General features: G+C 33.4%; 10 protein-coding genes. 2 read left to right on the top strand and 8 right to left on the bottom strand.

Annotated features, from left to right (window positions below; all coding sequences use genetic code 11):
* Positions 1-386: 386 nt before the first annotated feature.
* Positions 387-3,308: an FAD-binding and (Fe-S)-binding domain-containing protein gene (locus JBL43_RS00910; RefSeq protein ID WP_198839614.1), complete on the bottom strand. Its 2,922-nt coding sequence runs from the start codon at positions 3,306-3,308 to the stop codon at positions 387-389.
* Between the two features lie 40 nt (positions 3,309-3,348).
* Positions 3,349-3,687, bottom strand: coding sequence for a tRNA-binding protein (locus JBL43_RS00905; RefSeq protein WP_198839613.1), 339 nt, complete (start codon positions 3,685-3,687; stop codon positions 3,349-3,351).
* A 305-nt stretch (positions 3,688-3,992) separates the two neighbouring features.
* On the opposite strand from JBL43_RS00905, the gene JBL43_RS00900 reads away from it, so the two are divergent.
* Positions 3,993-4,556, top strand: a complete 564-nt coding sequence (locus tag JBL43_RS00900; protein WP_198839612.1) for a thioredoxin family protein — start codon at positions 3,993-3,995, stop codon at positions 4,554-4,556.
* A 20-nt stretch (positions 4,557-4,576) separates the two neighbouring features.
* Here the strand turns inward: JBL43_RS00900 and JBL43_RS00895 are convergent, their stop codons facing one another.
* From JBL43_RS00895 to JBL43_RS00870, 6 genes are all read right to left on the bottom strand, one after another.
* The gene (locus tag JBL43_RS00895; RefSeq protein WP_198839611.1) at positions 4,577-5,035 is read right to left on the bottom strand and encodes a hypothetical protein; all 459 of its coding nucleotides are present in this window, start codon (positions 5,033-5,035) and stop codon (positions 4,577-4,579) included.
* A 27-nt stretch (positions 5,036-5,062) separates the two neighbouring features.
* The gene (locus JBL43_RS00890; RefSeq protein ID WP_198839610.1) at positions 5,063-5,461 is read right to left on the bottom strand and encodes a hypothetical protein; all 399 of its coding nucleotides are present in this window, start codon (positions 5,459-5,461) and stop codon (positions 5,063-5,065) included.
* Positions 5,462-5,589: 128 nt separating this feature from the next.
* Positions 5,590-6,384 (bottom strand): cation efflux transmembrane domain-containing protein, encoded by a 795-nt coding sequence (locus JBL43_RS00885; RefSeq protein ID WP_198839609.1) that lies wholly within the window; start codon positions 6,382-6,384, stop codon positions 5,590-5,592.
* 169 nt (positions 6,385-6,553) lie between these two features.
* Positions 6,554-7,603, bottom strand: coding sequence for a ligand-binding sensor domain-containing protein (locus JBL43_RS00880; RefSeq protein ID WP_198839608.1), 1,050 nt, complete (start codon positions 7,601-7,603; stop codon positions 6,554-6,556).
* Positions 7,604-8,128: 525 nt separating this feature from the next.
* The gene (locus JBL43_RS00875) at positions 8,129-10,792 is read right to left on the bottom strand and encodes a DNA gyrase/topoisomerase IV subunit A (protein WP_198839607.1); all 2,664 of its coding nucleotides are present in this window, start codon (positions 10,790-10,792) and stop codon (positions 8,129-8,131) included.
* Positions 10,792-12,648: a DNA topoisomerase IV subunit B gene (locus JBL43_RS00870; RefSeq protein ID WP_198839606.1), complete on the bottom strand. Its 1,857-nt coding sequence runs from the start codon at positions 12,646-12,648 to the stop codon at positions 10,792-10,794. The genes JBL43_RS00875 and JBL43_RS00870 overlap by 1 nt, the downstream gene beginning before the upstream one ends.
* A 132-nt stretch (positions 12,649-12,780) precedes the next feature.
* On the opposite strand from JBL43_RS00870, the gene JBL43_RS00865 reads away from it, so the two are divergent.
* Positions 12,781-13,569, top strand: a complete 789-nt coding sequence (locus JBL43_RS00865) for a CDP-alcohol phosphatidyltransferase family protein (protein ID WP_233098644.1) — start codon at positions 12,781-12,783, stop codon at positions 13,567-13,569.
* Positions 13,570-13,748 lie beyond the last annotated feature (179 nt).

The raw sequence follows: 13,748 nt of genomic DNA, 5'->3' as shown, positions 1-13,748 counted from the left end.
ATAAAAGCTAGATTATAAATTATAAGTTTCGAAAAACCGTCGATTCGAGTAATCTTTCGATAAAAATTGTATCGAGAATATTCAAGGATTACACTTCTATAGAGTTTTTGATGTGTCCTAATAACGGTGGTAACGCAAGTTAACTTGTGATTTTAAGTTAAGAATATAATCATAATTCTCTTAATAATAAAAGCTAAATTATAAATTATAAGTTCTGAAAAACCGTCGATTCGAGTAATTTTTCGTGAAATATTGTATCGAGAATAGGTTTTTATCCCAAAGCATTGGGAGAAAATTATATGTTCTCGATACAAAATTCTTATAGAATTTTACGCGAACAGCCGAAATTTTCTTACTACGAACTCGGTGTATTAAAGAACTTCGTTTTATTTCAAAGCCTTCAACAACAACTGAGCAGGATGCAATGCTACCTTTTTCGTGCCGTCATAAATTTGATGACGACAACTAGTACCAGCCGCAGAAATTTCAGTGTTGGGTTCAAATTTTCTAATTTTTGAGAATAGCGATTGTTCTCCTACTTGCATACTCAATTCATAATGCTCTTTTTCATAACCAAAAGAACCTGCCATACCGCAACAACCTGAATTTATTATGGTTACTGTATAGTTTTCGGGGAGGTTTAACATGGCAAAAGTAGCTGAAGTTGTAGATAATGACTTCTGATGGCAATGACCGTGAATTTTTATCTCTTTATGCTCGTCTGTAAATTGAGAAGAATTGATGTTGCCTGCCACGATTTCATTATTTAAAAATTCTTCAATGGTATACGCATGTAATGCCAAATGCTTGGCAGCCTCTTTATCATCTGCCAATCGTATATATTCATCTCTGAATGATAAAATAGCCGAGGGTTCCATACCAATAATGGGATTGTTCTTATTAATCGTATCTTTAAAAGTAGCAATGTTTTTATTTGCTAAAACCTTAGCTTCATCTAAGAATCCTTTAGAAATATGACTTCTACCACTTTCGGTGTGGTCAATAAAATTAATGGTATAGCCTAATTTGGTTAGTAATTTAATGGTGTCTATACCAACATTTAAATCGTAAAAGTTAGTAAATTCATCGCAAAACAAGGTTAATTCACCCTTTATAGGTTGTGTTGGCTGTAATTTGGATTGATTCTTCTTTATCCATTTTTTCAAGGTCTGAGGTGCCAATTTTGGTATGCTACGTTCCACAGCAATACCCATTATTTTTTTAGTCAAAGAGGTGTTTAAGATAACATTGGTCAAACTAGGAAAAATACTACCCAGCTTATTATACTTTACGTTATTAGCGAACATCTTAGTTCTGAAAGAAGGTTTGTTTACCTTTTGATATTGATGTAAGAATTCAGCCTTAAAACTAGCAACATCTACATTGCTAGGGCACTCACTAGCACAAGCTTTACAACTTAAGCATAGATCAAATACTTTTTTAAGCTCTTCATGATCAAATTTATTCCTTTTTTCTGCTCCATTAGTTAAAAACTCCCGTAACGCATTCGCTCTAGCTCGTGTGGTGTCTTTTTCATTTAAAGTGGCTCTATAACTAGGACACATCATGCCACCTGCATCGGTTGACTTTCTGCAATCACCAGAACCATTACATTTTTCAGCAGCTTTTAAAATCCCCTCTGAATCTGAAAAGTCCATTATGGTTTCTATTTCAGGTTCATTCCGGTCTACTTCATAACGAAAAGATTGATCCATAGGAAAAGCATCTACTATTTTTCCTTTGTTGAAAATGTTATTGGGGTCAAAAACTTGTTTAATACGTCTGAGTAGGTCATAATTTTTATCGCCAATCATAAGCGGTATAAATTCACCTCGTACAATACCATCTCCATGTTCTCCACTAAATGAACCTTTATATTTTTTAACGAGCTTGGCAGTTTCGGTAGTTATCGTCTTAAAAAGAACTACATCTTCTGCTTTTTTTAGATTCAAGATAGGGCGGAGGTGTAATTCACCTGCACCTGCATGTGCGTAATAAACGGCGTCTTGTCCGTAACTATCCATCATAGCTGTAAATTCTTTGATGTACGCGGGCAAATCTTGTAGGTCTACCGCAGTATCTTCAATACACGCTACGGCTTTATTATCTCCTACAATGTTTCCTAAAAGTCCTAATCCCGCTTTACGCAGTTCAGCGGCTTTTTCACTATCTGCATTAAATAATTTGGGATATGAATAACCAAAATTATGTTCTTTTAAATCAGCAATTAATGTATCTGCTAAAGCTTCTGTTTCTTGATCGGTATCTGCTTTAATTTCTAGTAATAAAATAGCTTTGGGATCTCCTTCAATAAAATACCTGTTTTTAAGTTGTTCACGGTTTTTTTTGGTACAATCAAGTATGGTTTTATCCATTAACTCACAGGTATATAAATTATGCTTCATAGCCACGACTGTAGCTTCCAAACTTTCTTGTATACTCGTAAAATGTGCTGCAACCACTAAACTATGCGATGGCGGTAAATCGTCTAATTGTAAGGTGATTTCAGTTGTAAATGCCAATGTGCCTTCACTTCCGCAAAGTAATTTTGCAATATTGATATTTTCATCAGAAGTTGAAAAAGTAGAAGTATTTAATAATTCATCAACAGCATAGCCCGTATTTCTTCTATGGATGGATGTTTTAGGAAATTCATTTCGTATTTCTTGCTGTTTTTCTTTATCCGATAATTCCTCAAAAATAGTTTTGTAGATTTTATTTTCTAAACTATTTCCAACACATTTTTGTTTAAAATCATTCTGATTTAGAGCTTCAAATGTGGCTTCTGAACCGTCTGACAGTAAAGTTTTTAACTGAATTACTTTATCGCGTGTTACACCAAATTGAATGGAGGTGGTTCCTGAAGAATTATTACCAACCATTCCGCCAATCATACAGCGATTACTGGTTGAGGTGTTGGGGCCAAAAAAAAGTCCATAAGGTTTTAAATACCTATTGAGTTCATCTCTTACAATTCCCGGTTGTACGGTAACCGTTTTTGCCTTTTCATCAAAAGATAATATGGAAGTGAAATGCTTAGAAGTATCTACTACCAGACCATCTCCAACACATTGTCCCGCTAATGAAGTACCCGCAGCTCTGGGAATTAGGGTTATTTGATTTTGTTGTGCAAAATCAATTAGAATTTTTAAATCGTTATCATTTTTTGGAAAGGCGACTGCTAAGGGAATTTTTCTATAGACAGACGCGTCTGTAGCGTAAATACTTTTGTGTAAGTCGTCGTAAAACAACGCTCCGTCCAGTTTTTCTGATAATTTTTCTATTTGAGTGTTTATGGTTACTGGCATTTTGTTTCTAAAAATAGTGGAATGTGAAATTTTTGATTTTTTAATTAACAGGTGTTCCGTTAATGGTTTTTGTAGATGATTTTAGAAGTACAACTTCTTTATTATTGTTTTCTATACCTAGCACTAAACATTCACTGATAAAATTGGCAATTTGTTTCGGTTTAAAGTTGACAACGGCAGTAATTTGTCTATTGAGTAAGTCTTCTTTTGAATAGAGCTCTGTTATCTGTGCACTAGATTTTTTAACACCTAATTTTCCAAAATCTATAGTAAGCTGATACGCGGGTTTTTTGGCTTTTGGAAAGTAGTTTACTTCAATAATAGTACCTGTTCTGATGTCTACTTTAGTGAAGTCTTCAAAAGATATGATGTCTGACATATTTTCATTAATTTTATACTTTGTTGTGGGTTATTGCTAATGTTTTAATAGAACAAAAACTGTTCTCGATACATTTTCCTCTACACTGTCATTTCGAAGAAAATACTCGAACTGACGTTTGGTTGAAGTATAAAGCTATCGTCCGTTCGAGTGTTTTTTATTTTCACCCAATTGTTGGGTTAAAATTAAAAATGTATCGAGAACCGATTCATTAACCAAATACAATGCTAAACCTGTAACAAAATTTTAGTAATGTAAAACTACAAATATAATATAGATTCTTTTGATATAAATTCTAAAAAAAAATGGCGAGAACAGCTTCAAATATGATTCCTTTAGGAACCAAAGCACCCGACTTTAAATTGCTAGATACGATTAGTGATAAAACGATGTCTTTAAGCAATCTGAAAGGTAATAAAGGGACAGTTATTTTCTTTATTTGCAATCATTGTCCGTTTGTGATCCATATCAATGAGGAATTAGTTAAGATTGCGAATGATTATAACTCAAAAGGTATCTCTTTTGTAGCCATTTCTGCTAATGATGTGGAGAATTACCCACAAGATGCTCCAGATTTAATGAAAAAGTTAGCAAAAACAGAAGGGTATCCTTTTCCGTATTTATATGATGAAACTCAGGAAGTAGCAAAAGTCTATGATGCCGCCTGTACACCTGACATTTATCTATTTAATGATGATTTAAAATTGACCTATCGTGGACAGTTAGACGAATCTAGACCTGGAAATGGAGTAGAAGTGACTGGTGTAGATTTACGTAATGCTATAGATTGTTTGTTGGAAGGTGAAAATAATAACGCAATTCAAAAACCTAGTATTGGGTGTGGTATTAAATGGAAGCGTGAGGTTTAGTTGTTTGAAAGCTCTTTTTTTTATCTTTTCCACCACGGTTTTTTCTTGGGAGGAATAGTATCAATTCGAGTCTTTAAAAACTCTATGTACTTAGGGGCTTCTTTTGAGAAAAATGCTTCACCTTCAAGGGCATAGGCTCTGGTTAACTCATCAGTGGCACGGTCTAGATTTCCAATCTCCAATTGACATTGACCTAGGCGTAAATGAATAAATGGATTACCAATTGCATCTGGACAATGCATTGCGTTAGAAAGGTTATCAACTCCTGCTTGGAAGTCATTTCCAAGAAAATTGGAATCGCCAATAGCAGTTAAAATCCAGGTTGTGGTATCCCAATCTGTTTTCGGTTCAGGGACTAAATCAAATGCTTTCCAATAATTTTCTAATGCTGAGCTAAAATTTCCCTCTTCAGCTAGACGATCACCTTTTGCACTTAAGTCTTGAATTTCTAAATACGTTTTATCTTCTAGTTCTGGCATTTTATTTTATAATAGCGGGTAATGTTTTTATTTTTCATTCAACTTTTCGTTAAATGATTTATTTTTAGCTAAGATTTTTTTCTGTGAATAGCCTCTCATTAAAAATGAAATTCCACCTGTTAAAATTATTGCTCCAAATAAAGGAGATAATAGTAATAATACGAGAATTCCAGCTATGGTTAAGAAAACTCCATAGTTAATGTTATTTGATGGAACTAATGAACCATTCTGACTTCTGGAAGTTCCAGTGGCGTCCAATTTAAGTTTTAATTTTCTTTCGGCTTCTTTTTCGTCTTTTATAAAAAACTCACATGTATTCTCAAATTCAGGCTTCTTATTTGTTAAATTACATTTAAGCCCAACTTTCATGTCAATATTTCGATTTTCACATATATTACAAAATTCTAATCTTTCTTTTAAGGTCATGTTACTTGGTTGAGCACTAAAGTTAGCAAATTAAAACTATCTTGACATTGCGGGAGAAATTTCGAAGTCACGGACTTTGTAAGCAATTAATTCTATACGACTTAAGTTTTTTTACCACAGTACTTCTTTTATTTACTTAATTTCAATATTCTAAATGCACCTTGAATTACCAAAATAAAAACAATTGTTCCGATAATCAAATCAGGTTTACTTGAACTCAACCAATTTACTAAAACTCCTGCGATAATTACACCTAAATTAATGATCACATCATTTGAAGTGAAAATCATACTCGCTTTCATATGTGCTTCTTCTTTACTTTTTGACTTTTGTAAAATATAAAGACAAATTCCGTTTGCGATAAGTGCAAAAATCGAAACGATAATCATTGTCGAAAAATTCGGAAGTTTCTCGTCTCCGAAAAATCTCCTTAAAACTTCTACAAATCCAATAATAGCAAGTGTGATTTGAAAATATCCAGCAAGTTTTGCAATTCTTTTTTTCTTAATTACAGTTCCGCCAACCGCAAACAAACTAATTCCGTAAACAAAACTATCGGCAAGCATATCCAAACTATCTGCAACAAGTCCCATCGATTTTGAGATAATTCCTGTTGTCATTTCGATAATAAAAAAGCAGAAATTTATTATAAGTACTGACCAAAGTAGCTTTTTTTGGTTTTCATTTTCTTTAAATTCCGTTTGGTCGGTATGTTCAGTCGATATTTTTTTTCCGCCTAAATTCAGTTCGATAACAGACCTTTCGATTTGGTCAATTTCTTCGCTGTGGAAAACAGTCAATTTTCGATTCGGAATGTCAAAGTCCAAATTCGCAATACTTGAAATTCCGTCCAATTTCATTCGGATAAGATTTTCCTCTGAAGGACAGTCCATTTTGGTAATTTCAAATACTGTTTTATTCATTCGGTTTCTGGGTTTTCGGTATTAACCACAACGTTTAGTATATGAAAAATAAGCGATTTAGAAGCACGAAACTTTCGGTTAAGCACAAAGCTTGATACGATCTAAAACCTTTGACTTTAGGACTAATCCGCCTATTTTTTATATACATTGTAGTGCGTTCGTATTTTTTTTAATTCCAAGGTCCATTTGTCATTACATTTATTACTTCTCCGTCTTTGTCAATCGTATATAATCCACCTGCAGAGCCTAACCAAATTTTTCCATTTATATCTCTTAAAAAACTCATTGTCGAAGTTGGAACTTTGTAATTTACGAACTCATTGTTTGTGTAACTGTAAACACCGTTACTTGTTGTACCAATCCATAAACTGTTCGAGTTGTCTTTGAAAACTGCGAATACATCACTTTCATTTAGTCCGTTGATTTCGGAAAAATGAATGATTTTATTGCCATCATATTTGTTTAGACCGCCTTCTCCAATTCGTTTTTTGGTATCTGCATTATCTTTTTCCGCTACTCTTGTTCCAATCCAAATGTTTCCTTCTTTATCTGATGCAATTGATTGAACATTATTTGAGTTCAAACCTTCCTTTGTTGTTAAATGCGTAAAAGAATTTCCATCAAATTTGGTGGCTCCATAACCGTCTCTTCCAAACCAAATATTCCCTTTTGAATCTTCTGTGATTGAGGTTGTCCAATCTTTTGTGTCTTGGTTAATTTTGGTTTCTATTTTCGGATAGGGGATTGGAAAATTTTCAAATCGAGTTCCGTCAAACTTACAAACTCCACCCCAAGTCCCAATCCATAGGTTTTGTTTGCTATCTATAAATACATTGCTTATCATATCACTACAAAGTCCATCTTTTTCAGAATAGTTGGTAAATGTCTTCCCGTCAAATTTTGATAGTCCAGCACCTGTTCCGAACCATAAGTTCCCTGATTTATCTTCTATGATATTTACAATTCGATTACTTGGCAACCCGTCTTTTGTTGTCAAATAGGTTAAATTGTTTCCATTATATTTTGCAACTCCTTTTTCTAAAGTTCCGAACCAAAGATTTTCTTTTGAGTCTTGAAATGTTTCCACTACATATTCTCCAATTTGAGTAGCATTTGTTTGTCCGATTACATTTTCAATTTCGGCATTTTCCACTTTCTTCTCTTGGGAATTACAAGAAACAGATAAAATTGCCCATAATGTTAAAAATAAAATCTTCATTTTCTGTTTGGTTTTATATGACGCACAATGTATGTGTAAAGATAGTAAAACGTTAGTTTTATTCTCTTTACATAGTGTTAGTTGTTGTTAATCGGAACTCAAAGGCAGTTTCCTTTGAGTTAGTAAGTAAAATAACTTCGCCTCTATGGATTTTAGCTAGAGCTAAAAAACGTAGAGAGGAAGACTGTAAAGACCAATAAACTTGACTTTGTCATAATAAAACAGTACCTTGAACTCAGTTCGACTTTATATCGTGAAACGATTGTAAATCAGGATTTACTCGATTCCCTGAATCTAAAGTCAGTGTGGGTGAAGGTAATCCCTTTTCTTTATCAATTTCACGGTTATTTTACATCTTATTACTCTCCATAACCATTGGATTTTACGAACCTCCGAATTAATGACTATTAACAATTGTATAAACGCAATGCGTTTAATTAGCTTGTATGGCTAGCTAAACGTCCCGATGCTTTGGGAGTGTTTACATCCGTTATGTATTTTTTTTATAAAAACGATTTTAATGCACTAAAACAACGTTATTTGCCCATCATCATCATCGTCACCATCATTATTAGTGTCTTCTTTTGTTTCTTTAGTAGCTGGTTTTTCAGTGTCTTTTATGGGGGTAGTAGCTTCTGTTTCGTTGTCTATTTCTTCTTCTTCAACCACTTCAACCGTATTTACTTCGGGCTCTAAATAGGGTAGCGGCTCTAGTAAATTAACTTGTTTTATTTTATCTGTAGTTAATTGATTTCCAATTGCCTTAATGCCTTTTACCGCAATAAATTCTTCAAAGTTTACCGTTTCATTTTCTAAGGCCCGTTTTGAGAAAATAACTTCTGCAATGGGTCTAAAATCAGTAGCTACAATTTCAAGTTGCGATTTTGCATGTTCTGAAATGAATATTTCTTCCTTGTTTGGATTGTCAATCATAAAACGTTTGACATAATAGCGTTCTTTTTCACCATCATAATGAATAGCAGAAATAGGTTTGTTCGGAATCCATTTTTCAAGGATAATCATGTCATCATCAAAATGAGCAGAGAGTTCAGGCATAATGGTTTTTACAGTACCCGATTGTGTAATAATCAATAAACGATCTTCGGCAGTAAACTCACCTAGTAAATCACCTCTATTTTCAACATTTAAACGTTGTACGGTATCATCAAACCATATTTTACGTGGTTTTAATGTGGATATTCCTTTTTCTTTAAGCTCTATTTTTTTAACGGCATGTTTTGTAACGGTATTCCCTTTACTACTGCGACCTTTTATGGCTAAATCGGCGAAATCAATGTCCCATTTCAGTTTTTTAACGTTGCCTAAGGCTCTTAAATACACCATCACTACTTCTGCTTCACCATTTGGGTTGGCTGAGAAATAAAGTACAGTAGAGCCTTTGGTGCCAGCGGTGAGGTCGTAATCTTTGTCTCTGGTAATACTGGTAACAGAAAAACGCTTCATATAGGTAGAACCCGCTTTACCGTCACGATAAATCATATTGTACACCGTACGCTTGTCTTTTTTCTTAAAAACAGCAATATGGATAATGTTTTTACCTACAAACGTTTTAGAATCGATTTTTGACACTACCATTCTACCATCTTCTAGGAAAACGATTATATCATCAATATCCGCACAGTCAGCTACAAATTCATCTTTACGTAAAGAAGTTCCAAAAAAGCCTTCTTTTCGGTTCACATAAAGCTTTGCATTTTTCATAGCGACCTTAGTGGCTACAATGTCTTCAAAGATTCTGATTTCCGTTTTACGGTCCTTGTCTTTGCCGTATTTTTCCTTTAAATTCTTAAAGTAATCAATGGCAAAAGTGATTAGGTTTGCTAAATGATGTTTTACTTCAGCAATTTTTTCTTCTAAACTTTCAATAAACTGTTTGGCCTTGTCAATATCAAATTTTGATATTTTTTTAATTCTAATTTCCGTTAAACGAACAATGTCTTCTTCAGTAACTTTCCGTTTTAAATGTTTTGTATGTGGTTTTAAGCCTTTGTCTATGGCAGCAATTACACCTTTCCATGTTTCTTCCTCTTCAATGTCGCGATAGATTCTGTTTTCAATAAAAATACGTTCTAATGAAGCAAAATGCCATTGTTCTTCTAATTCTTGAAGTTGAATTTCAAGTTCTTGTTTTAATAATGCTACTGTATGGTCGGTAGATTTACGTAACATTTCATGAACCCCAATAAAAATGGGTTTATTATTTTCAATGATACAGCAAAGTGGCGAAATGGAAACCTCACAATTGGTAAAGGCATAAAGAGCATCTATCGTTTTGTCAGGTGAAACGCCATTAGGTAAATGCACTAATATTTCAACTGCAGCGGCTGTATTATCTTCAATTTTCTTTATTTTTATTTTGCCCTTGTCATTGGCTTTAAGTACAGAATCTATTAAAGAAGAGGTTGTAGTACCAAAAGGTATTTCGTTGATAACTAGCGTGTTTTTGTCAAATTGAGATATTTTAGAACGCACTCTAACTTTACCGCCTCGTTTGCCTTCGTTATAATTAGTGATATCCGCAATACCACCTGTTAAAAAATCGGGTAGAAGTACAAAGCTTTTTCCTTTTAGATGTTTTATAGAGGCATCAATAAGTTCGTTAAAGTTATGGGGTAGTATTTTTGTTGATAGACCTACGGCAATACCTTCAGCTCCTTGTGCTAATAATAGCGGGAATTTAACGGGTAAATCAATAGGTTCTTTTCTACGACCATCATAAGAAGATTGCCATTCGGTAGTTTTCGGATTAAAAACAACTTCTAAGGCAAATTTTGACAAACGGGCTTCTATATATCTTGAAGCTGCAGCTCTATCTCCAGTAAGGATATTACCCCAGTTTCCTTGCATGTCAATAAGTAATTCTTTTTGGCCTAATTGTACCATGGCATCGGCAATACTAGCATCTCCATGAGGGTGGTACTGCATGGTGTGTCCCACTAAATTGGCAACTTTATTGTAACGGCCGTCGTCTAAATCTTTCATAGACTGCATAATACGGCGTTGCACGGGTTTTAAACCATCATCAATGGCAGGTACCGCACGTTCTAATATTACATAGGAGGCATAGTCTAAAAACCAATCTTTGTACATGCCTGAAACCTTAGTAATGGTTTCATCTGAAAGGTTTTCTTGATTATTTTCGGGTTGGATTTCTTCTTCTTCTTGCATTATACTTCTTCAACTAAATCAAGTTCAACTTTTAGATTATTAATTATAAATTTTTGACGGTCAGGCGTATTTTTACCCATATAAAAAGTCAACAATTGTTCTATAGACATTTCTTTATCAAGCATCACAGGGTCTAAACGAATGCTGTCGCCAATAAAATTTGCAAATTCGTCAGGTGAAATTTCACCTAACCCTTTAAACCGTGTCATTTCTGGCTTACCTCTTAATTTCTTAATGGCTTCTTGTTTTTCAGTTTCCGAATAACAATAAAAGGTTTCTTTTTTGTCTCTTACCCTAAAAAGAGGGGTGTCAAGAATAAATAAATGTCCTTCTTTTATCAATTCAGGAAAAAACTGTAAGAAAAAAGTAATCAATAACAAACGGATATGCATACCATCGACATCCGCATCTGTAGCAATTACAATGTTGTTGTATCTAAGATTTTCTATACCATCTTCAATATTTAAAGCTGCCTGTAATAAATTAAATTCTTCATTTTCATAAACAATTTTTTTGCTCATGCCAAAGGAATTCAGCGGCTTACCTCTTAAACTAAATACGGCTTGTGTATTTACGTTTCTCGATTTGGTAATAGATCCACTTGCAGAATCACCCTCTGTAATAAACAAGGTACTATCCAAACGGTTGTCTTTTTTCATATCACCTAAATGTACTCGACAATCGCGTAATTTTTTATTGTGTAAATTGGCTTTCTTAGCTCGGTCTCTGGCTAGTTTTCTAATGCCAGACAAATCTTTACGCTCACGTTCTGCTTGCAAAATTTTCTTTTGCATATGTTCAGCCGTATCCGGATTTTTATGCAAATAGTTATCCAAGTTTCGCTTTACAAAGTCAAGAATGAAAGTACGTACGGTGGGTAGCTTTCCACCCATTTCGGTAGATCCTAGTTTTGTTTTGGTTTGACTCTCAAAAACAGGTTCCATTACCTTTACACTAATGGCAGAGACTACTGATTTTCTAACATCTGAGGCTTCATAATTTTTTCCAAAGAAATCACGTACAGTTTTTACAACTGCTTCTCTAAACGCATTTTGGTGTGTACCACCTTGTGTGGTGTGTTGCCCATTTACAAAAGAGTGAAATTCTTCGCTATATTGCGATTTACTATGGGTTAAAGCAATTTCTATATCTTCGCCTTGTAAGTGTATGATTGGGTAAACCATATCATCTTCAGCTATATTTTCTTCTAATAAATCTTTTAACCCATTTTCAGAATAGTATTTTTCACCATTAAAAAGAATTGTCAATCCCGTATTGAGATAGACATAATTTTTAATCATTTTTATAATATACTCGTTTCTGTATTTATAATTGTTAAAAATAGTTTCGTCAGGTGTAAAGCTAACTTTCGTACCTTTTCGTAAGGAAGAATCAAGAATTTTATCATCTAAAGTCAAATTTCCCTGTTCAAATTCAGCAACTTTAGATTTATTCTCACGAACCGATTGTACTTTAAAATGCGATGATAAGGCGTTTACCGCTTTTGTACCCACTCCATTTAAACCTACTGATTTTTTAAAGGCTCTAGAATCGTACTTACCACCCGTATTCATTTTAGAAACTACATCGACTACCTTACCAAGCGGAATACCACGACCATAATCTCTTACGGTCACCATTTTATCTTTTACTGAAATTTCTATGGTTTTACCAGCACCCATTACAAATTCGTCAATAGAATTGTCAATGACCTCTTTTATAAGGATATAGATACCATCATCAGCAGAAGAACCATCACCTAATTTACCAATATACATACCTGGCCGCATACGAATATGCTCTTTCCAGTCTAGTGATCTAATATTATCTTCTGTATATTTGGTTTGTTCTGACATTAAGTTGCTTGGGATTTTTGTATGTTTGCTAAAGTAAGAAATCATAATAAATTACGAAAAGGTATCCCCATATTTTATTAACATAATTTAAAAATTAATGTTTGAATTGATTTTGTTAATAATTCTGTAAATTTGTTTAAACCTAAATTTAAAATTATCAAAAAGCATATTCCCAATATTATTACCTTGTTAAACCTTTTTTCTGGGGTTATTGCTGTACTTTTTGCTGCAAATAATGATTTGGTTACGGCTGCAATTTTTGTTTTATTAGGTATCTTTTTTGACTTTTTTGATGGTCTAGCCGCACGGCTATTAAATGTTCAGAGTGAATTGGGCCTGCAATTAGATTCATTGGCAGATGTTGTGACGAGTGGAGTAGTGCCCGGTATTGTAATGTTTCAGATGATTTTAAGTTCGTTAAATCATAATTCGTTTGAAGTTTCGATGTTTGAGAAAACGGAATCTTTAAATTGGATTGGTTTTAAAATTCACACCGTGCAACTATTGCCATTTGTGGGAATCATTTTAACATTGGCAGCAGCCTATAGATTAGCAAAATTTAATTTAGATGACCGTCAAACTTCTTCATTTATTGGGTTGCCAACTCCGGCTATGGCTTTATTCGTTCTCAGTTTACCTGTAATTTTAGCTTTTGGTAATAATGATTTTATTTTTAATCTCGTTTCAAATCCCTATTTTTTAATTGGTGTTACCCTTATTTTTAGTTTTTTAATGAATACTGAAATTCCGCTCTTCTCATTAAAATTTAAAAACTTTTCACTGCGTAATAATTATATAGAAGTTTCTTTTTTGATAATTTCTGCATTAGCAATAATCTTCTTTTATATTTACGCAATTCCTTTAATAATAGTACTTTACGTACTGCTATCTGTTGTGAAGAATAGTGTAAAAAGCAATTAGATATTACAACTTACTTCCAACAATACATTTGCATTTTAATTTTCAATTTTGAAAAGCTTGTTGTAAAAAAACAAACACATTTTAAAAGAAAATTTAATATCCTGCAAGTTCTTCATTTTTAATGCTATAATAATTTATTTTAATATTTAGGGTAGGAATTTTTGTTCATTAGTTGTTAT

Origin of the sequence: Aureibaculum flavum (assembly GCF_016406085.1) — a bacterium.
Lineage (GTDB): Bacteria > Bacteroidota > Bacteroidia > Flavobacteriales > Flavobacteriaceae > Aureibaculum > Aureibaculum flavum.
This window is presented reverse-complemented; position numbering and strand designations above follow the sequence as displayed.